Here is a 26,027-nt window from a genome sequence, read left to right on the forward strand (position 1 = left end):
GTAGATTTCCTCTACCGACTTACTGTAAACGGCCATGTTCAAACCAAACAGTCTCAAGTGAGTACCGGTCAGCATGATGCGTGCACGCAATGGTTGCCATCTGATGGCATGGTTGAATACTTTATTGAATGTTGCTAAAAAATCCACTGCCCGAAATCCGTCCCCCCCGTCGTGCAGATCGCCGAAACTCAGGTAACGTTCAACATCGCCAATGGTTTGTGGAAGTGCCAATCCGGCTGCTTCATACTTTCTAAGATCAATGATCTGTTTTTTGGTGAGCAACAACCCTGCCGGGCGAATAACCTCACTCGACGAGCCGCTCGACAAGGACAGCATGCCCTTGGGAACCGCCGCGGCAAAACTGGCAATTTCTTCCGTGGTTTTATCTTTTAACGAGGCTTCCCACAACTGCACGTCCATAACAACTCCTTTTGATATGAAAAACCAATCACTGGCTTAATTGTGCCCATCAAGTGAAGTAACGACTCCACTTAGCAGACACCATATTCAAAAGATTAGACAGCCAACACGACACTAAGCAAGCCAGAAAAAAAGCGCTTTGTATGCACATATTCCAGAAGCGCTAGCACAAACAAAATCTTAATATTCACACCAACTTAAACCGACATAAGTGGAATGCAGCAGGCTGGACAACAACCTGGCTAGCTCAGGTCGAGTCGAGCCTACTGCTTGTCCTTATACGCTGGCCGGCTCCAGCACCAGTTCGGTCGCCTCTGGACGCTTGAGCAGCGCATACACCACTGCCGTCAACAGGCTACCCGCGACAATTGCCAGCAAGTACAACAGGGCATGGTTGATCGCGTTGGGGATCAGCATCACGAACAGCCCGCCGTGGGGCGCCATCAGTTTGCAGCCGAAGTACATCGACAGCGCACCGGTCAGGGCGCCCCCGGCGATGCTCGCCGGGATCACCCGCAGCGGGTCCTTGGCGGCGAACGGGATCGCCCCTTCGGAAATGAAACACAGCCCCAGCACCAAAGCCGCTTTACCCGCCTCGCGCTCAGCCTGGGCGAACTTGCGCCGGGCGATGAAGGTGGCGATACCCAAGCCGATTGGCGGCACCATGCCGGCGGCCATGGTGGCGGCCATCGGTGCATAACTCTGCGAGGCCAACAGCCCCACCGAGAACGCATAGGCCGCTTTGTTGATCGGCCCACCGAGGTCAACACACATCATCCCACCCAGTAGTACCCCCAGCAGGATCGCATTGGTGGTACCCATGCTATCGAGGAAGTGGGTGAGTCCGGTGAGCATCCCGGCCACCGGCTTGCCCACCACGTAGATCATCACCAACCCGGTGAACAGGCTCGCCAGCAGTGGAATGATCAGGATCGGTTTCAGCGCTTCCAGGCTTTGCGGCAAACGAGCATAACGATTGATCGCCTGCGCGGCGTACCCGGCGATAAAGCCGGCAATGATCCCGCCGATGAAACCGGCGCCCAGAGTGCTCGCCAGTAAGCCGCCGATCATCCCCGGCGCCAGGCCCGGACGGTCGGCAATCGAATAGGCGATGTAACCCGCCAGCAAAGGCACCATCAACTTGAACGCGGTTTCGCCGCCGATCTGCATCAAGGCCGCCGCCAGGCTGCCCTGCTCCTTGAACGCCTCGATGCCGAACACGAAGGACAAGGCGATCATCAGGCCACCCGCCACCACCATCGGCAGCATGAACGAGACGCCAGTCAGCAAGTGTTTGTAGACGCCAGTCTTCTGCGTCTTGACCGGGCTACCCGCCGCGGCCGCTGCACTTTCCAGCTTGCCTTCGGCCAGCGCCTTGTTCAGGGTCGCCTCGGCTTGCTTGAGGGCGATGCTGGTGCCACAACGGTAGATTTTCTTACCGGCAAAACGCTCGGTTGGCACTTCAATATCTGCCGCCAGCAGCACCACGTCGGCCTCACTGATCGCCTGGGCGCTCAACGGATTGCGCGCTCCCACCGAGCCCTGGGTTTCCACTTGCAATTCGTAGCCCAGGCGCTTGGCCGCTTGCTGCAAGGCCTCGGCCGCCATGAACGTGTGGGCCACGCCCGTCGGGCAGGCCGTGACCGCTACCAGGCGCGGCGCTGACTGACTGGCGCTGACTGGCTCGGCAATGGTCAGCGGCGCGCTGTAGACCTGAGCCTCCTCGGCGCCCCGGCGCAGCACCCCATCGACATCCTGCAGGGCCTGGGACGGCGTGCTCTGGAACAGGCGCTTGCCGACGAACCGCGACAGGTCTACCGCACCGGTGCTGACCAGCAACACCCATTCGGCATCATCGATGACGGCAGCCGACAGCTGACGCTCCGGGTGCGCCCCATCGTGCACTTCGACACTGGTGCTCCAGCCCTGGCGCTGCGCCGCAGCGTCCAGCAGCCGGGCGCACAGCACACTGGTGACCATGCCATTGGGGCAGGCAGTAACAATGGCTAACTTCATGACCAACCCTCTTATTGTTCTGTCAGGGGGCGAACACGCACCGCCTGTTCAAGCTGCGCCAACTGCGCCGTGTCGTGGATGCCAAAACCGATCTGGGTCACCGCCTGCGCCGCAATCGCGGTGGCGGTTCGCAGTGTCTGCTCCGGGGTGTCGGCACTGAGCAGGCCGTGCAACATGCCCGCCAGCAAGGAATCGCCGGCCCCCACCGTGCTGGCCACGCTGACCCTGGGCGGTGTGGCATGCAGCGCCGAGCCGACACTGAACCAGTTGACCCCATCGGCGCCGTGGGAAATCACCACGTGCTCGATACCTTGCGCGTGCAAGCGGCTCGCCGCCTCGGCCTGGGCCGCCAGCGACAGCTCCGCGCAATCGAGCACCTCAGCCAGCTCTTCGCTGTTGGGCTTGATCAACCATGGTCCGGCTGCCAGCCCTGCGCGCAGCGCTTCGCCGCTGGTGTCCAGGGCGACTTTCAAGCCCTTGGCCTTGAGCCGGCGCAACAGTGCCTGCAACCACTGGGCGCTGACGCCACGAGGCAGGCTGCCGGCAACCACCACCGCAGCATGCCCGGGGGCAATCTGCTCCAGCCGATCAAGCAACGCTTGCTGCGCCACCGCACTGATCACCGGGCCTGGACCATTGAGGTCGGTGATGCGTCCGTCGTCTTCGGCCACCTTGATATTGCTGCGGGTTTCCCCTGGAACGCGGACAAAGGCATCGACAAAACCACGACGGGCGAACAACGCCTCGAACGCCTGCAGGTTGTCCTCGCCGAGAAAGCCGCTGACGGTCACTTGGTGCCCCAGGTCGGCCAGCACCTGCGCCACGTTCACGCCTTTACCGGCAGCGTGGGTGTGCATGGCGGTGCTGCGATTGACCTGGCCGGGCGCCAGCAGCGGCAACTGCACCGTGAGGTCCAGGGCCGGATTGAGGGTCAGGGTTAAGATGCGGGCCATTACAGCGTCTCCACTAATTCACGCACTTGCTGTGCGCTGCCCACGGCCAATGCCTGTTGGGCCAATTGTTGTACCTGCGCCAGGCTCAGTTCACGCACCCGCGCCTTGACCTCGGCGATGCTGCGCGCGCCGACGCTCAATTCGTCCACCCCCAGGCCGACCAGCACCGGTACCGCCAGCGGATCCGCCGCCAGCTCGCCGCACACCCCCACCCATTTGCCATGGGCATGGGCGGCACGCACGGTGATGTCGATCAGTTGCAGGACCGCCGGGTGCAGGCCATCAGCCTGGGCCGACAAGGTCGGGTGACCGCGGTCGATGGCCAGGGTGTATTGGGTCAGGTCGTTGGTGCCGATGCTGAAGAAGTCGACTTCGCGGGCCAGGACCGGCGCCAGCAACGCAGCCGACGGCACCTCGATCATGATCCCCAGTTGCAGGTCGGCTACCGGGATTTCCAGGCGCAGGCGCTCGGTCATGTCCCGCGCCTGCCGCCATTCGTCGACGCTGCCGACCATGGGGAACATGATCCGCAGCGGGCGGTTGTCGGCGGCGCGCAACAAGGCGCGCAACTGCCCCTCCATGATTTGCGGACGCTGCAGAGTCAGGCGAATGCCGCGCACGCCGAGGAAGGGGTTTTCTTCCTTGGCGATCGGCCAGTAAGGCAGCGGCTTGTCACCGCCGACATCGAGGGTGCGCACCACCAGCGGACGTGCGCCCAAACCATCGAGCACCCGCCGGTATTCTGCTTCCTGGGTGGCTTCATCAGGGGCTTGCGGGTGGGCCATGAAAATCAGTTCGGTGCGCAGCAAGCCGATACCTTCGGCGCCCTGCTCCACCGCGCTGGCCACTCCGGCGCTTTCGCCAATGTTGGCGAACACTTCCACGGCATGCCCGTCGCGGGTCAGTGCCGGTTGATGGCGTTGTTCGGCGGCAGCCTTGAGGCGTTGCTCACGGGTATCGCGCTCCTGGCTGGCGCGCTGCAAGGTTGCGGCATCGGCGTCGACATGCAATCGCCCACGCTGGCCATCGAGCAGCAACGGTGTGCCCGGGGCCAGCAGCAACACCGCCGCGCCGGCACCGACCAGCGCCGGGATTCCCAGTGCACGGGCGACAATGGCGCTGTGGGCGGTGGCGCCACCACGGGCGGTGAGAATGCCGGCCACGCGGGCCGGGTCCAGGCGGGCCACATCCGAGGGACCGACTTCATCCATTACCAGGATGTAGGGTTGCTCTGGCTCGCTTGGGGTCGGGATGCCACACAGTTGCGCCAGCACCCGGCGCCCGATGTCGCGCAAGTCCGCGGCCCGCTCGGCGAGCAAGGCATCCTGCAACGACTCCTGCTGCCGGGCCGCAGCCTCGATCACGGCCATCCAGGCCGCTTCGGCGCTTTCGCCCTGCTTCAGACGCGTATCGACTTCGTCCGTCAGCTCCGGGTCGTCGAGCATTTCCTGATGGGTAATGAAAATCTCGCGAATGGCCTTGGCCTTGCTGCGCTGGATCAGGCCTTCGATGTCGCGGCGCACCTCGGCCAGGGCGGCGTGCAGACGCTCGCGCTCTGTCGCCGTGGACTCGCCGCGCAACGGGTATTCGATGGTTTGCTGGACCTGGATATGGGCAGGACCGATGGCGATTCCGGGGGCGGCGGCGATCGCTTGGATCAGGCTGCCGGAAGCCGGTGCGACCAGCACCTCGGTGATATCGGCGATGACTTGCGGCTGTGCGCTGATGGCGGGCAAGGGTTCAACCTCTTCACCCAGGCCCTCTTCGATCGCCGCCAACAAGGCCGGTAGCGCGTCGCTGGCAATGCTCGGCTCGGCGATCAGCTCCAGCACCTGGCCACGACGGGCACCCAGGCTCAGCAACTTGCTCAGGCTTTTCACCGAGACGGCACTGTCCTGGCCATCGACGATGCGCACGCGAATCTCACCCTCAAAACTCTTCGCCAACTGCGCCAGGATCTTCGCCGGGCGGGCATGCAGGCCGTGGGCGTTGGCCAAGGCGATCCGAGCGCTCGGCCAATCGGCCGGCAGCTCGCCGCCCAGCACTTCCAGCACCGCGCGCCGGCTGGTAGCGCGGCCCAACTCGTGGCCACGACCTTCAATCAGCAACGCGCACAAGCGTTCCAGCAAGGCCTGGTGGGCCTCGCCGAGGCTGGCCAGGCAAAACAGCCCGCTCAGCGGTTGGCCCAGATAACGAATCGGCTTGTCCGGGGTGACAAACGCCAGGCCCGGACGCTTGACCGTTTGCTCACTGTGCAACCACCACAACCCATCGCCCAGCGGCAACGCCTCGACCTGTTGCAAGACCGCCGAGAAGCCGTTGCTCACGCAGTCGGCCTGGCGCAACAAGCGCGCGCCGCGCCATACCAGCTCTTCAAAATCGTCGGCGGACACGCCCAGGCCGATCATTTGCGCATCCAGCGCCAGTTCCTGCGGCGCCCCCTGCAGCAGTTTGAGCAACGCTTCGGCGCTACTGGCGCGGCGCAGGGCCTGGCCCAGGTCGGTTTCGCCGAGGGCGCGGGTGAGCAATTGCAACAGGCGCAGGTGCTCATCGGACTTGGCCGCAATACCGATCGCCAGGTACACGATCTGCCCATCGCCCCAGTCCACGCCTTCAGGGAACTGCAACAGGCGCACGCCGGTGGTGTGCACCAGCTCGCGGGTATCCGGGGTGCCGTGGGGGATGGCAATACCTTGACCGAGAAAGGTCGAGCCCTGGGCTTCTCGCGCCTGCAACCCGCTGAGGTAACCCTCGGCCACCAGGCCATCGGCGACCAGTTTGTCGGCCAGCAGGTGCAATGCAGCGGCTTTATCCACAGCGCTCTGGGCCATGGATATCTGCTCTATGGTGAGCTCGAGCATCGGGTCTCCTTTTTGGTGCCTTGGGGCACCAGGTATTGTTTTGAATGAATCAGCTTAGGCTTTTATCCGTGCACTTTTTCAGGGCATTGTTTGGCAGTTACGCGGCAGTCCGGACAAAAGAGCCAATAGTGCAGAAAATACGCCTGCTGAAACGTTTAATCTAGATTGGATGGCACGTTACTCGATAATCTCTCAGGCTTGAAGTCCAACCGGTCGGTTGCGTGCGACATTGGTCGGCTGCCTTATTCAGGTAGGATTGGCGAAAATGTCGGGGCACGCTCGAAAAAACAAGGAACTCCCGAGTTGAAACTCAGTGATATCGCCCAGCTCGCCGGTGTGTCCGTGACCACCGCCAGCTACGTCATCAATGGCAAGGCCGAACAGCAGCGCATCAGCAGTGCCACCGTCGAGCGCGTGCGCGCGGTGGTCGAACAGCACGGCTTCACCCCCAATCCGCAAGCGGCCGGGTTGCGCAGTCGACATACCCGCACCCTGGGTTTCATTCTGCCGGACCTGGAAAACCCCAGTTATGCACGCATCGCCAAGCTCCTGGAGCAAGGCGCGCGGGCCCGTGGCTACCAGCTGCTGATTGCCAGCTCCGACGACGCCCCGGACAGCGAGCGCCAGTTGCTCCAGCTGTTTCGCGCACGCCGCTGTGATGCGTTGTTTGTCGCCAGTTGCCTGCCGGCCAGCGACGACAGCTATCGCCAGTTGCAGGCCAAGGGTTTGCCGATCATTGCCATCGACCGGGTGATGGAGCCAGAGCATTTCTGTTCGGTGATCAGCGATGATCGCGAAGCCAGTCTGCAGCTCACCCGCAGTCTGCTGACACCGGCGCCCCGGCAGATCGTACTGATCGGCGCACGGCCCGAACTGAGCATCAGCCAGGAGCGTGCCGCCGGGTTCAAACAGGCGCTGGTCGACTTCCAGGGCCAGGTGCTGATCGAGCACAGCGAGTCGTTCAGCCGTGATGGCGGCCGGCAGTTGATGGAGGAGTTGCTGCAACGCCTCGGGCATTTGCCGGATGCACTGGTGACCACCTCCTACGTCCTGCTGCAAGGCGTGTTTGATGCCCTGCATGACTTCCCGCTGAAAAGCCGCCCGCTGCGCCTGGGCACCTTTGGTGACACCCAGTTGCTGGACTTCCTGCCCCTGCCGGTCAACGCCATGGCGCAGCAGCATCAACTGATTGCCGAAAAGGCCCTGCAACTGGCCCTCGCGGCCATCGAGGAAGCCCACTACCAACCCGGCGTCCAGGCCATCGCGCGGACTTTCAAGCAGCGTATTCATCAGGACTGAGCCGTGGAGCTGATCGACAGCCACACCCATCTGGACTTTGCCGACTTCGACGCCGACCGCCTGGCGCTCCTGGCGCAAAGCCGTGCGCTGGGGGTCAGGCGCATGGTGGTGCTGGGGGTGTACCAGGCTAATTGGCAGCGCGTCTGGGACCTGGTGCAAAGTGACCCGGACCTGCACGCCGCATTCGGCCTGCACCCGGTCTATCTCGATCAGCATCGTCCCACCGACCTCAACGAACTGGCGGACTGGCTGACCCGCCTCGCCGGTCATCGGCAACTGTGCGCAGTGGGCGAGATTGGCCTGGATTTTTTTCTGCCAAGCCTGGATCGCCAGCGCCAGCAAGTGCTGTTTGAAGCACAACTGCAACTGGCCAAGGATTTTGCGCTACCGGCGCTGCTGCACGTGCGCCGTAGTCACGCTGCGGTCATCGCCACCTTGAAGCGCTTCAAGTTACCCCGCGGCGGGATCATCCATGCCTTTGCCGGCAGCCGGGAAGAGGCCCGCGAATACCTGAAGCTCGGCTTCAAGCTCGGCCTGGGCGGGGCCGCCACCTGGCCACAAGCCCTGCGCATGCACAAGGTGATCGCCGGGTTGCCGCTGGATTCGGTGGTACTGGAAACCGATTCGCCGGACATGGCGCCCGCCATGTACCCCGGCCAACGCAATAGCCCGGCTCACTTGCCGGCGATTTGCGCGGCGCTGGCCGCAATCATGGCCATCAGCCCCGAACAACTGGCCGCGGCCAGCACCGCCAATGCCTGCCAACTCTTCAACTGGTAACCGGCTAAGCGTGTGCCCTGGCGGCCTGCAGCACCAACTTCAAGTGTTGCCGTTGCCGCGCATAACGCATCGCCACGAAATAGATGAACAGCGCCAGTAGCGACACATTCAGTTGCTCGATTCCCGTCAACAGCCCCAGCCATTCCATCACCAGGGCCACCAGCAAGGCGCTGGCGATCATCACCCGCAGACTCGCGCGCAGCATGGTCAGTGAATCCAGGGCCTTGAGGCGCTTGAGCTCGGCAGGACCGCTGAGCTGCAGGCTTTTCTGGCAGTGATGACAGGTAAACGTCTCGTTGATCGCCATGGCATTCAGTTGCCAAGGCTTGAGCATCAGGGTGACCTGGCAATGAACACATTGCCCGGTGATTCCCTGGGAGGTGGCCGTCATGAGTTTGATCCTCGAGGCAGTGGCACATTCGCGGGTGCCAGTAAGCGCGCGAGCCACTGCTTATTGAAGACTAAAACCGCAGGCGCGCATTGGTTTCGGACCGAAGCCACAGGCGGAAGGAACTTGTACTACAGAGCATTCGAAGTCAGGCCGCCCCAGTCGACCTGACTCTGAGCATCACACGCGAAAGGCACTGATCAGATGTTTCAACTGCACCACCTGGGCCGACAACGCACGGCTGGCGTCCTCGGTCTGGTGCGCCCCTTCGGCGGTGCGCTCGCCGGCGCGGTTGATCTCGACGATGTTGCGGTCGATATCGTGGGCCACCGCCGTCTGCTGCTCGACCGCCGCGGCAATCTGCTGGTTCTGATCGACAATCATACCCACCGCCCCAAGGATGTTGGCCAGGGCCTTCTGCACCTTGTCCGACTGCCCCACCGTGCCACTGGCCATCTGGTGACTGATCCCCATGGCCTTGACCGCCGCGCCCACGCCACTGTGCAACCTGGCGATCATCTGCTCGATTTCTTCGGTCGATTGCTGGGTACGCTTGGCCAGGGTGCGCACCTCATCGGCCACCACCGCGAACCCACGCCCCTGCTCCCCGGCACGAGCGGCCTCGATGGCCGCATTGAGGGCCAGCAGGTTGGTCTGCTCGGCGATGCTCTTGATCACTTCCAGCACCCGACTGATGGATTGGCTGTCACTCGCCAACTGGTTGATCACCAGCACCGACGCGTCGATCTCATGGGCCAGTTGCGCAATGCTGCCCTGCTGGGACTCCACCAGCCCACGGCCACTGATGGTTTCGTCGTTGACACTTTGCGCGCTGTTCACCGCTGTCGCGGCACTGCGGGCGACTTCCTGGGCGGTGGCTGACATCTGGTTCATCGCCGTGGCCACCTGCTCGATCTGCGAGCGCTGCCCGGCCACTGCCTGATTGCTGCGGGCCGAGACCGTCTCCACTTGGCCGGCCTGACGCTCGACTTCGTTGACGGTTTGCCCCACCAGCTGGATCAGGTCGTGAATTTTTGCCACGGTGGCGTTGAACACCTTGCCCAGCTCCCCCAACTCGTCGCGGCTGTGCGCGGTGAAGGTGACCGTCATGTCGCCTGCGGCGACTTTGTCCATCACCGCCCCGAGGCGCTTGAGGGTGGTGCGCGTGGAAACGTAGAAACCGCCGTAGAGGTAGAAAATCAGCACGAACACCACCGACAGGGCCACGGCCTGCAGGATCATGTGCGTGCGGTTCTGCTCCAGGCGTTGCTGCAACTGCACGCCGAGAAAGCTCAGGGTCGCGTCGTTGAGTTGATAGGTCTGTTGCATCAGGGCGCTGACCTGGTCGTAGAATCCCTGCCAGGGCGCATCGAGGGTATCGGCCATCACCACTTGCTCTTCGAACAGCTCGCTGGCTTGCTTGAGCGTGGCCTGGCTGGCAGTGGCTGCCGGCTCCAGCACCTCACGCGCGGCATTGCTGGCGCCCAGCGCATCCTGCAGCTTGAGGGCGTACTCGGCCTGGAGTTTTTCCATCTGCACCAGCAGCTCATCGAAGCGGGTGGAGGATGCCGAATTGAGGAACCCCTGCCCCAGGGAAAATGCGCCCATGGCCCGGCCGTCGCCGAGGATCTGGGTAATGCGGGGGGTGACGCTGGTCAGCAGTTCGCTCAGTTGGCGGATATCGCTCTGGTTATCGCGGCTAAGGCCCGCCTGGCTGCTGATGATCTGACCAAAGATCTGCGCGTTGCTCAGCAGCTTGGCGATCATCGCGCTTTTGCTCTGCAGGGACTTTTCCGTCTGCTGGGCCTTGAACGCGGCAAGCATTTCATCGCGCTTGGCCTCGAACACGCTGACGTGCTCCGGGTCGTCGCTCATGGCGCTCAGGCCCTGCAGGCGGGCCAGGACCTGTTGCTCCAGGGCGCTGATTTTCGTTTCGATATCGCCAGCCTTGCCGGACTGCCCCAGGGTCGAGTTGATCTGCACCAGGTTGTTCAGGGTCTCCAGGTCGCGCCGCAGAGCCAGGCCACTGCCCAGCAGGTCGAGACTCTGCAATTCAATGCGGGTGCCCTGGAATTCGCGATAGGAGTCGCGCACCAGGTAGAAGTTGGTCACCAGCATCGGCAGCAGGAACAGCACACTGATCAGGCTGAACTTCATGCCGAAGCTCAGGCGATTCATCAGTGCCACGGCGGGATAGAGCAAACTCTTCACAAGAAGTCCCCCTTTTCATTTCTTATTTTTATCGGCAGGCACGCAAAGAAAGCAGATAGCCACTACGGCGCGCTGCTTCTGTATAGCTTAAATCGGCAGGAGTTTTTGTAACTTAAGGTTAACGAGCCGCAGACTGGGTTGGCGACCGCTTCGCGATCGGACGCAGCCTGCGGGATCGAATTAGAGCAGGACGGTCCAGAGGGCGAACCCGGCGTACCAGACCACGGCTGCGCGCAGCAGCAATTCCCACAATTGGTCCAGGCTGTTGATGCCCTCGGGGCCCGCTACGGGTGCCGGGATTTCACCCGCGACCTTGCCGGTTTTCTCGATCAACTGCGCGGCGCCGATGTTCCAGTTGAGCAATTCATGCAGCATCACCCGGCTGACCGCGACAAAGTTGCCCACCAGGGCAAAACTCGCTGCCAGCAGGCGCACCGGCAACCAGTCGAAGGCATGGCGCAACTGCGCCGCACGCTCGGCCAGTGCCGGCTGCTTGCTGTGCTCGGCCGCCAGGGCCAGCAAGCGATAACTCAAGGCCGCGACCGGACCGAGCAGGAAATACCAGAAAATCACCGCAAAAAAGCTCTGGTAGGCCTGCCACAACAAGCGGGCTTGCACCAGTTGCAGCAACTGCTCACCGCTGTCGGCACAAATCCCCAGGTCACGCTGGGCGACATGGGCGGCTGCTTGCAGGTCTTCGCGGCGCCAGGCATCGCGAAACGGCCCAAGCTCACCCAGAATGTCGCCCCGGCCCAGGCTGTAGATCACCACCAGCAAATGCACCGGCAAGGCCAACAGGCCATAGGCGACCGGCTCCAGCACCAGCAACAGCAAGCCGAGCAAGGCCACCGGCAACAACACCAGCAGGGCCAGCACCAGCCAGGGTTGGCGGCTCAGCCGGGGATGGCTTTCAAGCTTGGCCAACTCGCGCAGCCAACCGCTGTCGCGTTGTACCCGGTGGCGCAGTGCCGAAAACTTCTCGATCCATACGGCCAGCAGTAACACCACAAAACTCATTGTCCTTCCCCTTGTGCCAGGGCGGCGCGGTATCGCGTCCAGTCGAACGCCGGCCCCGGGTCAGTCTTGCGTCCAGGCGCGATATCGCTGTGACCCTGGATACGTTCAGTGGAGATCGCCGCAAACGCGCCCTGCAACTGCAGGGTCAAGGCTGTCAGCGCCTGGTACTGGGTGTCGGTGAACGGCAGATCATCGGTGCCCTCCAGCTCGATGCCCAGGGAAAAATCATTACAACCTTCGCGCCCCTCGAACAGCGACACACCCGCGTGCCAGGCCCGCTCAAGACAAGAGACAAACTGGGTGACGCTGCCGTCACGTTCGATCAGGAAATGCGCAGACACGCGCAGGTGAGCGATCCCTGCAAAATAGGGATGTTCGGTGACATCCAGGCGGTTCTGGAAAAACTCCTGCACCTTGCCCGTGGCGAACTGCGCCGGCGGCAGGCTGATGTTGTGGATCACCAGCAGGGAAATTTCGCCCGAGGGGCGCGCATTGAAGTTGGGTGACGGGCAATGACGCACACCTTCAAACCAACCACTCGCGGGGTCCAGCTGCATACAGGTTCCTTCAACAACGGCTTTGACAGGCTCCAGTATGCCGCGATCACCCCACGGGTGCGATCACTTGCCGCGATTGAGGCGCTGTCTGCGGCGTAATGCCCCGGCCAGGCATTTGTGATCTTGGGTTCACTCCCGGCATGGCCCTATAATCGTGACACTTTGTTTGTGGAGCCCGTTATGCCGAATCTACGCCTCGCCGACCTGACTGCCGAAATCGAAGCCAATGTGCGCCGTGCGCTGCTGGAAGACATCGGTAGCGGCGACATCACTGCACAACTGATCCCGGCCGAGCGCCTGGCCAAAGCCACCATCATTACCCGTGACGCGGCCGTCATCAGTGGCACCGCATGGGTCGATGCCGTGTTTCGGCAACTGGACCCGCGCGTCGCGGTGCACTGGCAGGTGCGCGACGGTGAGCGGGTGAACCCCAATCAACCGTTGTTTCATCTCGAAGGCCCGGCCCGTTCGCTACTGACCGGTGAACGCAGTGCGCTGAACTTCCTGCAGTTGCTGTCGGGGGTCGCCACCCGCGCCCAGTACCTGGCCGACTTTGTCGCCCAGACCCAGGTCAAGCTGCTGGACACCCGCAAGACGCTGCCTGGCCTACGCCTGGCGCAAAAGTATGCGGTGACCTGTGGTGGTTGCCATAACCACCGTATCGGCCTGTACGACGCCTTCCTGATCAAGGAAAACCATATCGCTGCCAGTGGTGGCATCGCCCAGGCCATTGCCGCCGCACACAAGATCGCCCCGGGCAAACCGGTGGAGGTGGAAGTGGAAAGCCTGGCGGAGCTCAAGGAAGCGCTGGCGGCCGGTGCCGACATCATCATGCTTGATGAGCTGAGCCTGGATGATATGCGCGAAGCGGTACGCCTGAACGGCGGCAAGGCGAAACTGGAGGCCAGCGGTGGGATCAACGAAAGTACGCTGCTGCCCATCGCCGCGACCGGCGTTGACTACATTTCGATTGGTGCGCTGACCAAGGATGTGAAGGCGATCGACCTGTCGATGCGCTTGAGCCTCTGAACACAGGTACAAATTGTAGGAGCGAGCGCCCGCTTGCGGCCTGCTCGCGATGTACCCGAGAGCGCCACGTTTAATCAATAAGCTCGCGTAATCGTTAACGACCATCGCGAGCAGGCCGCAAGCGGGCGCTCGCTCCTGCATTTCGGGTCAAACCACCAGATTGTTCATCTCGCAGTACTCCTGCCACTCGACACCCAGCACTTCGGCAGCCTCCTTGTGCAGCACCAGGCGTGCAGCCTCGAACTCTTCAGGGGTTGAGGTGTACTTGAGCGTCAATTCCCACGGCTGCAAGCCCTGGGATTCTGCCTCGTCTTCGAAAGCCCACTGGATCTGGTCTTTTTGATCGTCGGCACTCAGGTCCTTGATCTCTTCAGCCAACTGGGGCGACTCCTGCAGATAGGACTGCAGCGCTTGTTCGTGCCTGGCTTCTTGGGTCAATGCGTTAACGGTCATGGCGTTCTCTTTGATCTGGGGAATGGAAGATGGATCTGGATCATCAAGGATCTCTCTGACGCAAATAAACCGCGTGTTGCTTGGTGTATCTGGCCTTCAGAACCATTCGGGATCATTGGAAAACAGGTACTGCCTGGTGCCCGAGACAGGAATCGAACCTGCGACCTTCGCGTTACGAGTGCGCTGCTCTACCGACTGAGCTACACGGGCGGTGGGCTAAACCTAGCACTGACTTTGGGGTCAGGCAACTTCCCCAGTGGTGTCAATTTCTTGCAGGCAAAAAAATGCCCCGCAGCTTTCACTGCGGGGCATTTCTCGGAACGTTGAAGCGGTCAGGCGCAGGGCGTGATTAAACGCCCGAAGCCTTGGCTGCTGCTACGTCTTTGATGGACAGCTTGATACGGCCGCGGTTGTCCACGTCCAGTACCAGTACTTCCACTTCCTGGCCTTCTTTGAGGATGTCGGTCACTTTCTCTACGCGAGCGTCGCTCAGCATCGAGATGTGAACCAGACCGTCCTTGCCCGGCAGGATGTTGACGAATGCGCCGAAGTCGACGATGCGCTCAACCTTACCGACGTAGATCTTGCCGATCTCGGCTTCTGCGGTGATGCCCAGGACGCGCTGACGAGCAGCTTCAGCAGCTTCCTTGGTTTCGCCGAAGATCTTGATCGAACCGTCGTCTTCGATGTCGATCGAAGCCTTGGTTTCTTCACAGATCGCACGGATGGTCGCGCCGCCTTTACCGATGACATCACGGATTTTGTCGGTGTCGATTTTCATCGCGATCATGGTCGGAGCATTTTCCGACAGCTCAGTGCGGGACTGACCAATGATCTGGTTCATCTGACCGAGGATGTTCAGGCGCGCTTCCAGGGCTTGGCCCAGAGCGATTTCCATGATTTCTTCGGTGATGCCCTTGATCTTGATGTCCATCTGCAGCGCGGTAACACCTTTGGCGGTACCGGCTACCTTGAAGTCCATGTCGCCCAGGTGGTCTTCGTCACCCAGGATGTCGGTCAGGACGGCGAATTTCTCGCCTTCTTTAACCAGACCCATGGCGATACCGGCAACCGGTGCCTTCATCGGTACACCAGCGTCCATCAGGGCCAGGGAAGCGCCGCAAACGGAAGCCATGGAGCTCGAACCGTTGGATTCGGTGATTTCCGATACCACGCGGATGGTGTACGGGAACACATCGGCAGCAGGCAGCATGGCAGCGATCGAACGACGAGCCAGACGGCCGTGACCGATTTCGCGACGACCAGCGCCACCCATGCGACCACACTCACCTACCGAGAACGGAGGGAAGTTGTAGTGCAGCATGAACGGGTCTTTTTTCTCGCCTTCCAGGGTGTCCAGCAGTTGTGCGTCACGGGCAGTGCCCAGAGTCGCGACTACCAGGGCCTGGGTTTCGCCACGGGTGAACAGAGCCGAACCGTGAGTCTTGGGCAGAACACCGACTTCGATGTTCAGAGGACGTACGGTCTTGGTGTCGCGACCATCGATACGTGGCTTGCCGTTGACGATGTTTTCGCGAACGGTGCGGTATTCGATTTCGCCGAAGGCCGCTTTCACTTCGCTGGAAGAAGGCTGGCCTTCTTCACCGGACAGCTTGGCTACAACCTGATCCTTCAACTCGCCCAGGCGAGCGTAACGGTCGGCCTTGACGGTGATGGCGTAAGCCTGGGAGATAGCGTCGCCGAACTCGGCACGGATAGCGCCCAGCAGTACAGTGGCTTCAGGCGCAGGAGCCCAGGTCCAGGTTGGCTTGGCAGCTTCGGCAGCCAGTTCTTTAACAGCGTTGATCACCACCTGGAACTCGTCGTGAGCAAACAGTACCGCGCCCAGCATCTGGTCTTCGGTCAGCTCTTTGGCTTCCGATTCAACCATCAACACGGCTTCCGAAGTACCGGCAACGACCATGTCCAGGCTCGAAGCTTTCTGTTGTTCGTAAGTCGGGTTCAGCAGGTAGCCGGTGCTTTCGTGGAACGCAACGCGGGCAGCGCCGATCGGGCCATCGAAAGGAATGCCGGAGATGGCCAGGGCAGCCGAGGTACCGATCATCGCAGCGATGTCCGGATCGGTCTTCTTGCTGGTGGAAACGACGGTGCAGACAACCTGCACTTCGTTCATGAAGCCTTCTGGGAACAGCGGACGGATCGGACGGTCGATCAGTCGGGAAGTCAGGGTTTCTTTCTCGGAAGGACGGCCTTCACGCTTGAAGAAACCGCCAGGGATCTTACCGGCAGCGTAAGTTTTTTCCTGGTAGTGAACGGACAGAGGGAAGAAGCCTTTGCCTGGATCGGCTTGCTTGGCACCGACTACAGTCACCAACACGCTGACGTCGTCGTCAACGGTGACCAATACTGCGCCGGAGGCCTGACGGGCGATACGGCCAGTCTCGAGGGTAACGGTCGACTGACCGAACTGGAATTTTTTGATTACCGGGTTCACGGTGTCCTACCTTCTTTGTGGCTCTTGGGGAACTTGTCTTCTTGCGAAATTCTTGGGCAATGTCGGGAATCGGCCCAACGCCTGTCCAGGGTAAAACGTGTATCCAGATAAAACTTGAGGCTGGGAGCCTGCCATGCGCCAGCGGGAATCCCACTGACGTACGACAGACAACCAACCTCTAGCGCAATCGCTTATTAGCGACGCAGACCCAGGCGACCGATCAGAGTCTGATAACGACCCAGATCCTTGCCTTTCAGGTAGTCCAGCAGCTTACGACGCTGGTTTACCATGCGGATCAGACCACGACGGGAGTGGTGATCTTTACCGTTGGCCTTGAAGTGACCTTGCAGCTTGTTGATGTTGTGGGTCAGCAGTGCAACTTGCACTTCTGGCGAACCAGTGTCACCAACAGCTTGCTGGTAGTCAGCTACGATTTGTGCTTTTTCTTGAACGTCGAGAGCCATGAGGCAATCCTTTTATCAGGAAACCACCCAAAGGGCAGTTTCAACAGGCCAGGGACAAATCCCTGTATCTAAAAATGAGTAGTGACCGTGCCTGTTAACAGCCACCCTCGTCCGGTCATTCTGACCGAATCAGTCGACGTGGCGCGATGCGCCCGTCTTCGCTCACTTCACCGATACCGATGAAGCGACCGTTGTGATCCTGTACCCGTACCATGCCGAACTTCGGTGCATCCGGGGCGCGAACCGGCTGGCCGTTGAGCCAGTAGAACGAGCTGTGCTCCGAAAACTGCAGCAGCGGCCAATCCAGCAAGCCGCTGTCCGATGGCATCAGGAAACGGTCAACCGCTTCGTTGCCGCCTTCGGCATGTACCGCTTCCAACTCTTCCAGCGTGACCGTCTGGGCCAGGCTGAATGGACCGGCCTGGGTACGTCGCAGTTCTGCCACGTAAGCGCCACAGCCGAGCTGTTCACCAATATCCTCCACCAGGGTACGGATATAGGTGCCTTTGCTGCAATCTACGGCAAAGCGCGCAGTGTCACCTTCAAAGGCCAGCAATTCCAAGCGCGCAATAGTAACAGATCGCGGTTCGCGCTCCACCACTTCGCCTGCTCGTGCCAGCTTGTACAACGGCTGGCCATCGCGTTTGAGTGCCGAGTACATCGGCGGTATCTGACTGATTTTCCCGCGAAAACTGGGCAATACAGCTTCGATATCGGTGCGACCAACGGTCACCGGGCGTTCCTGCAAAACGTCACCCTCGGCATCCGCCGTGGTGGTGGTCTTGCCCAATTGCGCCAGGGTTTCATAACCCTTGTCGGAATCAAGCAGGTATTGCGAGAACTTGGTCGCCTCACCGAAGCACAGCGGCAACACGCCGGTGGCCAACGGGTCGAGACTGCCGGTGTGGCCAGCCTTTTCGGCATTGAGCAACCAGCGCACCTTCTGCAAGGCAGCGTTGGAGGTGAACCCCAACGGCTTGTCGAGCAGGATGATGCCGCTGACGTTACGACGGATACGTTTGACCTGAGCCACCGATTACTCCTTGGTGTCTTCGGTTTCTGCCGCGACCGGGTGCTGATTGTCTTCAGCCACGGCGCGCTCGATCAATGCCGACAGATGAGCACCACGTACGACACTTTCGTCATAGTGGAAGTGCAGTTGCGGAACGCTACGCAGCTTCATCTCGCGAGCCAGCTGCATGCGCAGGAAGCCTGCAGCCGAGTTCAGCACCTTGATGCTTTGTGCGATGTCCTCGGCACTGTCCTGGCCCATCACGGTGATGAAGATCTTGGCGTGACCGACGTCACGGCTGACTTCAACAGCGGTAATGGTGACCAGACCAACACGCGGGTCTTTGACTTCACGACGGATCAGTTGTGCCAGCTCACGCTGCATCTGATCGCCGATACGTTGGGTACGGCTGTATTCTTTTGCCATGTCTTGTTACCTGTTACTGCCTCACGGTGAAACCCGTGTGGTCTGAAAGCGGCAAACGCCCGGCCTGACAGAAGCCAGACCGGGCGTTGCGTTTAGAGTCCGGGCGATGCGCCGTGCATTTGCATGCGGCTGCCCATCACGGCTCTTGAAGTGCGCGAGTTAGAGGCTGCGAGCAACCTGAACCTTCTCGAAGACTTCGATCTTGTCACCGACTTTGACGTCGTTGTAGCTCTTCACGCCGATACCGCATTCCATGCCAGCACGTACTTCGGAAGCGTCATCCTTGAAGCGGCGCAGGGATTCCAGCTCGCCTTCGAAGATAACGATGTCTTCACGCAGTACACGGATTGGACGGTTACGGTGCACGATACCTTCAACAACCATGCAACCGGCGATCGCGCCAAACTTCGGCGAACGGAACACGTCGCGGACTTCAGCAATACCCAGGATGTTCTCCCGGACGTCGCTGCCAAGCATGCCGGTCAGGGCCTTCTTGACGTCTTCGATGATGTCGTAGATCACGTTGTAGTAACGCATATCCAGGCCTTCCTGCTCGACGATCTTGCGCGCGCCAGCATCGGCACGCACGTTGAAGCCGAACAGTACAGCGTTGGAGGCCAGTGCCAGGTTGGCGTCGGACTCGGTGATACCACCGACACCGCCACCCACTACACGCACTTGCACTTCGTCGTTACCCAGGCCGTTCAAGGCGCCGTTCAACGCTTCCAACGAACCACGAACGTCAGATTTGAGGACGATGTTAAGCGTCTTCTTCTCTTCCTGGCCCATGTTCTCGAAGATGTTTTCCAGCTTGCCTGCGTGAGCACGAGCCAGTTTGACTTCACGGAACTTGCCTTGACGGAACAGAGCCACTTCACGGGCTTTCTTCTCGTCGGCAACCACGCTCATCTCGTCGCCAGCGTCCGGGGTACCGTCCAGGCCGAGGATCTCGACAGGGATGGAAGGACCGGCTTCCTTGATTGGCTTGCCGTTCTCGTCGAGCATGGCACGTACACGGCCATAGTTCGAACCGACCAGGACCATGTCGCCTTGGCGCAGGGTACCGTCTTGAACCAGAACGGTTGCAACCGGGCCACGACCTTTGTCGAGACGCGATTCAACCACAACACCGCGACCTGGGGCCGATGGGGTTGCTTTCAGTTCGAGAACTTCGGCTTGCAGCAGGACGGCTTCAAGCAGTTCGTCTACACCGGTACCGACTTTCGCCGAAACCGAAACGAATGGCGTATCACCGCCCCACTCTTCGGACGTCACGCCGTGAACCGACAGTTCGCTACGGATGCGATCGAGATCGGCGCCCGGCTTGTCGATTTTGTTCACTGCAACGACCAGAGGAACACCAGCGGCCTTGGCGTGCTGGACAGCTTCAACGGTCTGCGGCATCACGCCGTCGTCCGCTGCAACTACCAGGATCACGATGTCGGTCGCCTTGGCACCACGGGCACGCATGGCGGTAAACGCGGCGTGACCTGGGGTGTCAAGGAAGGTGACCATGCCGCGTTCGGTTTCAACGTGGTATGCACCGATGTGCTGGGTGATACCGCCGGCTTCGCCTGCAGCTACCTTGGCACGACGGATGTAGTCGAGCAGCGAGGTCTTACCATGGTCAACGTGGCCCATTACGGTCACGACTGGCGCACGGGAGAAGGTCTCGCCTTCAAACTTCAGGGACTCAGCCAGGGAATCTTCCAGGGCGGTGTCGCTGACCAGGGTCACTTTGTGGCCCAGCTCTTCAGCAACCAGTTGAGCAGTTTCCTGATCAAGCACTTGGTTGATGGTCGCTGGAGTACCCAGTTTGAACATGAACTTGATGATTTCAGCAGCCTTGACCGACATCTGCTGGGCGAGATCGCCCACAGTGATGGTCTCGCCGATCTTCACTTCACGCACGACAGGGCCGGTTGGGCTCTGGAAACCGTGGGCGTTGCGTTTTTTCAGCTTGGCCTTGCCGCGACCACCACGACGGAAGCTGTCGCTTTCTTCGTCGGTAGTACGTGGCGCAACACGTGGAGCAGGCGCTTTTTCCTTGACCGAAGCACGATGCGGAGCGTTTTTGCGCTCACCATCGCCACTGCCACGACGACTGTTGTCGTCTGCACGTGGTTTGTCCGGACGGCGCTGTTCGTTCTGCTTGTTGCGAACGTCAGCAGACGGTGCTGGAGCAGCAGCCACCGGTGCGCTCTCACGCACTGGCTCGGCAGCCGCAGCAGGCGCTGCAACAGCGCCGGAAGTAGCGGTTTGCGCAGCAGCAGGCTGGCGACGCGCTTCTTCTTCGGCGCGACGCTTGGCTTCTTCTTCAGCCTTCTGACGTGCAGCATTTTCTACTGCGCGACGTTCTTCCAGTTCGCGTTTGCGCTCGGCTTCGATTTCTTCCGGGCTGCGCTGTACGAAGACTTTCTTCTTGCGTACTTCAACGCTGATGCTTTTGCTGCCAGCAACACGCAGGGTGCTGGTGGTTTTACGCTGCAACGTGATCTTGCGCGGTTCTTCCACTTTCGCCTTGTGGCTGCTTTTCAAGTGAGTCAGCAAAGATTGCTTCTCACTGTCGGTCACATGTTCCTCGGCGGCGGTGTGCGGCAGACCTGCCTCACGCATCTGCTGCAGCAGGCGCTCTACCGGTGTTTTGACCTCATCGGCCAGTTGTTTCACCGTGACTTGCGTCATGCACTTCTCTCCTCAGGCCGCGCCTATTACTCGAACCAATGGGCTCGGGCGGCCATGATCAACTTGCCGGCACGATCATCGTCAATGCCGTCGATGTCGAGCAGGTCGTCAATAGACTGCTCGGCCAGGTCTTCGCGGGTAATTACGCCGCGCACCGCCAGTTCCATCGCCAAATCCTTGTCCATACCCTCAAGCGAGAGCAGGTCTTCGGCCGGATGGGCGTCTGCCAGCTTTTCCTCAGTAGCGATGGCTTTAGTCAACAAACGATCCTTGGCCCGAGCGCGAAGCTCGTTGACGGTGTCTTCGTCAAAGCCGTCGATGTTGAGCATTTCTTCCAACGGTACGTAGGCAATCTCTTCCAGGCTAGTGAAGCCTTCATCTACCAGCACCTGTGCCAGGTCTTCGTCGACTTCCAGCTCGTCGATGAAGTTGCGCAGGATATCGCCGGTTTCTGCTTGCTGCTTAGCCTGGATGTCCGATTCGGTCATCACGTTCAGGGTCCAGCCAGTCAGCTGGCTAGCCAGACGCACGTTCTGACCACCGCGACCGATGGCCTGAGCCAGATTGTCTGCGCCAACGGCGATGTCCATTGCATGGGCATCTTCGTCAACGATAATTGCCGCAACCTCAGCCGGGGACATGGCGTTGATCACGAACTGCGCTGGGTTGTCGTCCCACAGGACGATATCCACACGCTCACCGCCCAACTCACCGGACACTGCCTGGACACGCGAACCGCGCATACCAATGCAAGCGCCCTGCGGGTCGATGCGTTTGTCTTTCGAGCGGACTGCGATCTTGGCACGCGAACCCGGGTCACGGGAGGCAGCCATTACTTCGATCAGGCCTTCAGCGATTTCCGGCACTTCAATGCGGAACAACTCGATCAGCATTTCCGGCGCGGTACGCGACAGGATCAACTGCGGGCCGCGGTTTTCAGTGCGGATTTCCTTGAGCAGCGCACGCAGACGCACGCCCACCCGGAAGGTTTCGCGAGAAATGATGTCTTCACGGGCCAGCAACGCCTCGGCGTTGTTGCCCAGATCGACGATCACGTTGTCGCGGGTGACTTTCTTCACGGTCCCGGAGATGATTTCCCCCAGGCGCTCGCGATAGGCATCAACCACTTGTGCGCGTTCTGCTTCGCGAACTTTCTGCACAATGACTTGCTTGGCAGTCTGTGCCGCGATACGGCCGAACTCGATCGACTCGATCTTCTCTTCGACGACATCGCCTACCTGGGCGCCCGGATGCGTTTGCGCAACCTTGCTCGGCCAGGTTTCGATGGCCGGGTCGTCCAGGTCTGCTTCTTCGACGACCGTCCAGCGACGGAAAGTCTCGTAAGCACCGGTGTGGCGATTGATTTCCACACGCAGATCGACTTCGTCCTCGAACCGCTTCTTGGTAGCAGTGGCCAGGGCCAGCTCCAGCGCTTCAAAAATTACGTTAGCCGGTACGCCCTTTTCATTGGATACCGACTCAACAACCAGCAGTACTTCTTTGCTCATCGTACGCCTCGCCTTTCGCAAGCCATTGGATCCGCGGGATCCGCAGTTTCTGGCACGTCTCAGTCAAAACTGGGAATAATGTTGGCCTTGTCGATCATATCGATCGGCAACAGGAACTCATGGTCTTCAACCTGCACCACGACGTCCTGCTCTTCTACGCCGCGCAGAAGGCCCTGAAAGTTGCGTCGACCTTCAAAAGGCGAGCGCAGCTTGATCTTCACTTGTTCACCGGCAAATTTTGCAAACTGCTCAATAGTGAACAGCGGGCGTTCCATGCCAGGCGAGGAAACTTCAAGGGTGTACTCAACGGCGATTGGATCTTCAACATCCAGCACACCGCTGATCTGACGGCTGACGATGGCGCAATCGTCCACCAGCACGCCGCCCTCTTTATCGATATAAACGCGCAACATGGAGTGACGACCTTGAGCCGAAAACTCAATACCCCAGCATTCATAGCCTAGGGCCACGACCACCGGGGCCAGCAAGGCCTGCAACTGTTCTAGCTTGCTCGACACCTGAACCCCCTCGTGCATGTATGTGCATGCTTTGCAAAATAAAAAAATGGGCGAAAAGCCCATCCCTGAAACGCCGTCGAATAGCGGCGTTGAAAGTGTCCAGCTAACAAAAAGCCCCTTAAAAGGGGCTCCTGAAACTGGTTGCGGGGGCCGGATTTGAACCGACGACCTTCGGGTTATGAGCCCGACGAGCTACCAGACTGCTCCACCCCGCGACAAAGCTGGGGCGGAAGTATACGACCGATCCCTGACAGGGTCAATGTAACCTTCCACCTACAAGAAAGCCCGCAACAGCGGGCTCTCCTGATAATTGGTACCGAGAAGGGGACTCGAACCCCTACACCCTATGGGCACAACCACCTCAAGGTTGCGTGTCTACCAATTCCACCACCTCGGCAATACTACGTTTGAAACCCTTCTTACTTTTGCTCTTGAGCTGGAGGTACGTCAGTCGCATTGGTTGCCGACTTTTGCTCTTCAAGCACCGGTACATCATCAGAAGCCGGTTTTTGCACTGGTACTTCAAGAACCGCTGGGTTTGGCAAACCTACCTGAGTCAGCTGTTGAGCTTTCTCTTTAGCAAAGTAACCTAACCCTAAGCTGGTTATGAAGAAACCTGCGGCAAGTATAGCAGTAAACTTACTAAGAAAGGTAGAGGAACCTTGGCTTCCGAACACAGTATTTGAAGCACCTGCTCCGAAAGACGCGCCAGCGTCCGCACCCTTACCCTGCTGCAGCAATACCAGAGCAACTACGCCCAATGCACCCAGCAGATGAAAAACGACTACGACTGTTTCCAGCATTTTCTCAGTTTCCCGCGGCACGAATAATCGCACCGAACTCATCTGCATTCAGGGAAGCTCCACCAATGAGCCCCCCATCGATATCCGGCATGCCGAACAGTTCGACCGCATTGGCCGCCTTCACGCTGCCGCCGTATAGAAGCCGCACACCTTGTGCGACTTCAGAATTCTTTGCCGCCAACTGCGCGCGAATGGCTGCATGCACATCCTGCGCTTGTTGCGGCGAAGCAGTCAGCCCGGTGCCAATGGCCCAGACCGGCTCGTAAGCAATGACTGCCTTGGCAAAGACACCAACACCCAGCTCCTCGATGATGCTGTCCAGCTGACGCCCGACAACTTCAAGAGTTTGTCCGGCTTCACGCTGCTCGAGGGTTTCCCCTACACACAACACCGGAGTCAAGCCACATGCCTGTGCCGCTGCGAACTTGCGAATCAGCATCTCGTCGCGCTCGCCCATTATCTGGCGGCGTTCGGAGTGCCCTACAAGCACCAGGGAACACCCTGCATCCACCAACTGACTCGGCGCAACTTCACCCGTCAGTGCACCTTGCATGGCTTCCACCGCAGAATTCTGCGCGCCGACCGAAATCGACTTGCCTTCCAGGCCATCAACCACTTGGTTGATAAACAAGCAAGGTGGGAATACCGCGACATCAACACCGCTCGGCAAGGCCAGACCACCGAGACCTTCGATCAGCTCAGCGACGCTGGCGCGGGTACCGTGCATCTTCCAGTTACCAGCTACCATAGGGCGACGCATGCTTTACCTCGTCGGTCAAAGTGGGCGCAGATGTTACCCAACCACATCATTGCTGGCAAGCCGAATTCAGGCAGAAACTTCACCAACCAGTTTTGCCAGCTCTTCAGCGTATCCACGAACCAGAGTTTCATCCTCGCCTTCGACCATCACACGCACCAGCGGCTCGGTGCCGGACTTGCGCAGCAAGACCCGACCACGCCCTGCCATTGCCTTGGTAACACGGGCGCTCGCCTCCTTGACGGCCGCGTGCTCGACAGGATTTACCCCGCCCGCAAAGCGCACATTGATCAATACTTGAGGGCATTTGCGCAGCGCCTGGCGCGCCTGGGCGAGACCTTCGTCGCGATCTTTCAAGGCCATCAACACCTGCAACGCAGCAATGATCGCATCACCGGTGGTGGTGTGATTGAAGCAAACGATATGCCCGGAGTTTTCACCCCCGACCTTCCAGCCGCGCTCCAACAGGTCGGCAATCACGTAGCGGTCACCGACATTGGCCCGCACAAACGGGATCTTCAGCTCTTCCAGGGCCAGCTCCAGCCCCAGGTTACTCATCAGCGTGCCCACTACCCCGCCCTGCAGGATTCCACGCTCGTGCAGATCGCGGGCAATGATGAACAACAGCTCATCGCCGTCGACGATCGCACCCGTGTGATCAACCATCAGCACCCGATCGCCATCACCGTCGAAGGCGATACCCAGGTCGGCTTGCTCGGCCAGGACCGCAGCCTGCAACTGCCCCATATGGGTCGAGCCGCAGTTGTCATTGATGTTCAGGCCATTGGGTTGTGCAGAGAGCACCACCACTTCGGCGCCCAGCTCGCGAAAGACACTCGGCGCGACCTTGTACACCGCGCCATGGGCGCAATCGATGACAATCTTCAGCCCGGAAAAACTGGTACCGGTCGGCACACTGCTTTTGCAGAACTCAATGTAGCGGCCGGACGCATCGTTGATGCGCGACACTTTGCCGATCTTGCTGGACTCGACTACCACCATCGGGGTGTCGAGCAGCTCTTCGATCATCAGCTCGATGTCGTCCGGCAGCTTGGTGCCCTGTCCGGAGAAAAACTTGATGCCGTTATCGTCATGAGGATTGTGCGAAGCACTGATCACGATGCCGGCTTCAGCATGAAAGGTACGCGTCAGGTAGGCGATGGCGGGCGTAGGCATCGGCCCCAGCAGCATCACATCCGCCCCGGCAGACGTCAGTCCAGCCTCGAGCGCCGATTCGAACATGTATCCGGAGATACGCGTGTCCTTGCCCACCAGGACTTTGCAGGCGCCCATTTTCCGGAACGCCATGCCAGCAGCCCAGCCGAGCTTGAGCATGAAGTCAGGAGTAATCGGGTAGGTACCGACCCGACCACGGATACCGTCGGTGCCAAAATATTTTTTAGTCATAAGTACTC

General features: G+C 60.1%; 21 protein-coding genes, 3 tRNA genes and 1 pseudogene. 3 read left to right on the forward strand and 22 right to left on the reverse strand.

Features of this window, described 5'->3' with window-relative positions:
• The 4 genes and pseudogenes from ACM6IP_RS12330 to ptsP form a co-directional block, all read right to left on the reverse strand.
• Window positions 1–420 (reverse strand): annotated as a pseudogene (locus tag ACM6IP_RS12330) (DNA-binding protein); the annotation flags it as partial.
• Window positions 421–696: 276 nt separating this feature from the next.
• Complete coding sequence (locus ACM6IP_RS12335; RefSeq protein WP_414861593.1) at window positions 697–2,436, reverse strand: PTS fructose-like transporter subunit IIB; 1,740 nt, start codon at window positions 2,434–2,436, stop codon at window positions 697–699.
• A gap of 11 nt (window positions 2,437–2,447) precedes the next feature.
• The gene (pfkB, locus tag ACM6IP_RS12340) at window positions 2,448–3,389 is read right to left on the reverse strand and encodes a 1-phosphofructokinase (RefSeq protein ID WP_401129345.1); all 942 of its coding nucleotides are present in this window, start codon (window positions 3,387–3,389) and stop codon (window positions 2,448–2,450) included.
• The gene (gene ptsP / locus ACM6IP_RS12345) at window positions 3,389–6,250 is read right to left on the reverse strand and encodes a phosphoenolpyruvate--protein phosphotransferase (protein ID WP_414861594.1); all 2,862 of its coding nucleotides are present in this window, start codon (window positions 6,248–6,250) and stop codon (window positions 3,389–3,391) included. Before ptsP ends, pfkB begins: the two co-directional genes overlap by 1 nt.
• Before the next feature lie 303 nt (window positions 6,251–6,553).
• Between ptsP and cra the strand changes: the two genes are divergently transcribed.
• Together cra and ACM6IP_RS12355 are read left to right on the forward strand one after the other, a co-directional pair.
• On the forward strand, window positions 6,554–7,549 hold the full coding sequence (gene cra / locus ACM6IP_RS12350; RefSeq protein WP_095169451.1) for a catabolite repressor/activator: 996 nt from the start codon (window positions 6,554–6,556) through the stop codon (window positions 7,547–7,549).
• 3 nt (window positions 7,550–7,552) lie between these two features.
• Complete coding sequence (locus ACM6IP_RS12355; protein WP_414861595.1) at window positions 7,553–8,329, forward strand: TatD family hydrolase; 777 nt, start codon at window positions 7,553–7,555, stop codon at window positions 8,327–8,329.
• A 4-nt stretch (window positions 8,330–8,333) separates the two neighbouring features.
• Here the strand turns inward: ACM6IP_RS12355 and ACM6IP_RS12360 are convergent, their stop codons facing one another.
• From ACM6IP_RS12360 to ampD, 4 genes are all read right to left on the reverse strand, one after another.
• Window positions 8,334–8,720, reverse strand: a complete 387-nt coding sequence (locus tag ACM6IP_RS12360) for a hypothetical protein (protein WP_095169453.1) — start codon at window positions 8,718–8,720, stop codon at window positions 8,334–8,336.
• 177 nt (window positions 8,721–8,897) lie between these two features.
• A complete protein-coding gene (locus tag ACM6IP_RS12365; protein WP_414861596.1) occupies window positions 8,898–10,928 on the reverse strand; it encodes a methyl-accepting chemotaxis protein in 2,031 nt (676 codons plus the stop codon).
• A 180-nt stretch (window positions 10,929–11,108) separates the two neighbouring features.
• Window positions 11,109–11,945 (reverse strand): regulatory signaling modulator protein AmpE, encoded by an 837-nt coding sequence (ampE, locus tag ACM6IP_RS12370; protein WP_414861597.1) that lies wholly within the window; start codon window positions 11,943–11,945, stop codon window positions 11,109–11,111.
• On the reverse strand, window positions 11,942–12,502 hold the full coding sequence (gene ampD, locus ACM6IP_RS12375) for a 1,6-anhydro-N-acetylmuramyl-L-alanine amidase AmpD (protein WP_095169456.1): 561 nt from the start codon (window positions 12,500–12,502) through the stop codon (window positions 11,942–11,944). Before ampD ends, ampE begins: the two co-directional genes overlap by 4 nt.
• Window positions 12,503–12,682: 180 nt before the next feature.
• Between ampD and nadC the strand changes: the two genes are divergently transcribed.
• Complete coding sequence (gene nadC / locus ACM6IP_RS12380; RefSeq protein WP_095169457.1) at window positions 12,683–13,531, forward strand: carboxylating nicotinate-nucleotide diphosphorylase; 849 nt, start codon at window positions 12,683–12,685, stop codon at window positions 13,529–13,531.
• A 147-nt stretch (window positions 13,532–13,678) separates the two neighbouring features.
• Here nadC and ACM6IP_RS12385 read toward each other — a convergent pair whose 3' ends face one another.
• The 14 genes from ACM6IP_RS12385 to glmM all read right to left on the reverse strand — a co-directional run bounded on the left by ACM6IP_RS12385 (window position 13,679) and on the right by glmM (window position 26,019).
• Window positions 13,679–13,984 carry a DUF6388 family protein gene (locus ACM6IP_RS12385; RefSeq protein WP_095169458.1) on the reverse strand — a complete coding sequence of 102 codons (306 nt, stop codon included), beginning with the start codon at window positions 13,982–13,984 and terminating at the stop codon, window positions 13,679–13,681.
• 134 nt (window positions 13,985–14,118) lie between these two features.
• Window positions 14,119–14,194 (reverse strand) — tRNA-Thr (locus tag ACM6IP_RS12390).
• Window positions 14,195–14,333: 139 nt separating this feature from the next.
• Window positions 14,334–16,439 carry a polyribonucleotide nucleotidyltransferase gene (pnp, locus tag ACM6IP_RS12395; RefSeq protein WP_414861598.1) on the reverse strand — a complete coding sequence of 702 codons (2,106 nt, stop codon included), beginning with the start codon at window positions 16,437–16,439 and terminating at the stop codon, window positions 14,334–14,336.
• Window positions 16,440–16,633: 194 nt separating this feature from the next.
• Window positions 16,634–16,903, reverse strand: a complete 270-nt coding sequence (gene rpsO / locus ACM6IP_RS12400; RefSeq protein ID WP_003177875.1) for a 30S ribosomal protein S15 — start codon at window positions 16,901–16,903, stop codon at window positions 16,634–16,636.
• 115 nt (window positions 16,904–17,018) lie between these two features.
• Complete coding sequence (gene truB / locus ACM6IP_RS12405; protein WP_095169460.1) at window positions 17,019–17,936, reverse strand: tRNA pseudouridine(55) synthase TruB; 918 nt, start codon at window positions 17,934–17,936, stop codon at window positions 17,019–17,021.
• Between the two features lie 3 nt (window positions 17,937–17,939).
• Window positions 17,940–18,341 (reverse strand): 30S ribosome-binding factor RbfA, encoded by a 402-nt coding sequence (gene rbfA, locus ACM6IP_RS12410; protein ID WP_095169461.1) that lies wholly within the window; start codon window positions 18,339–18,341, stop codon window positions 17,940–17,942.
• 159 nt (window positions 18,342–18,500) lie between these two features.
• Entirely contained in the window at window positions 18,501–21,026 is a 2,526-nt protein-coding gene (gene infB, locus ACM6IP_RS12415) for a translation initiation factor IF-2 (RefSeq protein WP_414861599.1), read from the reverse strand.
• Window positions 21,027–21,052: 26 nt separating this feature from the next.
• Window positions 21,053–22,534, reverse strand: coding sequence for a transcription termination factor NusA (nusA, locus tag ACM6IP_RS12420; RefSeq protein WP_071485563.1), 1,482 nt, complete (start codon window positions 22,532–22,534; stop codon window positions 21,053–21,055).
• Window positions 22,535–22,593: 59 nt separating this feature from the next.
• The gene (rimP, locus tag ACM6IP_RS12425; protein WP_159987310.1) at window positions 22,594–23,052 is read right to left on the reverse strand and encodes a ribosome maturation factor RimP; all 459 of its coding nucleotides are present in this window, start codon (window positions 23,050–23,052) and stop codon (window positions 22,594–22,596) included.
• 138 nt (window positions 23,053–23,190) lie between these two features.
• Window positions 23,191–23,267 (reverse strand) — tRNA-Met (locus ACM6IP_RS12430).
• A 96-nt stretch (window positions 23,268–23,363) separates the two neighbouring features.
• Window positions 23,364–23,449 (reverse strand) — tRNA-Leu (locus tag ACM6IP_RS12435).
• A gap of 22 nt (window positions 23,450–23,471) precedes the next feature.
• Window positions 23,472–23,855, reverse strand: coding sequence for a preprotein translocase subunit SecG (secG, locus tag ACM6IP_RS12440; protein WP_095081642.1), 384 nt, complete (start codon window positions 23,853–23,855; stop codon window positions 23,472–23,474).
• Window positions 23,856–23,859: 4 nt separating this feature from the next.
• On the reverse strand, window positions 23,860–24,615 hold the full coding sequence (tpiA, locus tag ACM6IP_RS12445) for a triose-phosphate isomerase (protein WP_095169464.1): 756 nt from the start codon (window positions 24,613–24,615) through the stop codon (window positions 23,860–23,862).
• Window positions 24,616–24,681: 66 nt separating this feature from the next.
• Window positions 24,682–26,019, reverse strand: a complete 1,338-nt coding sequence (glmM, locus tag ACM6IP_RS12450; RefSeq protein WP_159993704.1) for a phosphoglucosamine mutase — start codon at window positions 26,017–26,019, stop codon at window positions 24,682–24,684.
• Window positions 26,020–26,027 lie beyond the last annotated feature (8 nt).

The sequence above is a fragment of the Pseudomonas sp. IT-P176 genome, assembly GCF_949767245.1.
GTDB lineage: Bacteria > Pseudomonadota > Gammaproteobacteria > Pseudomonadales > Pseudomonadaceae > Aquipseudomonas.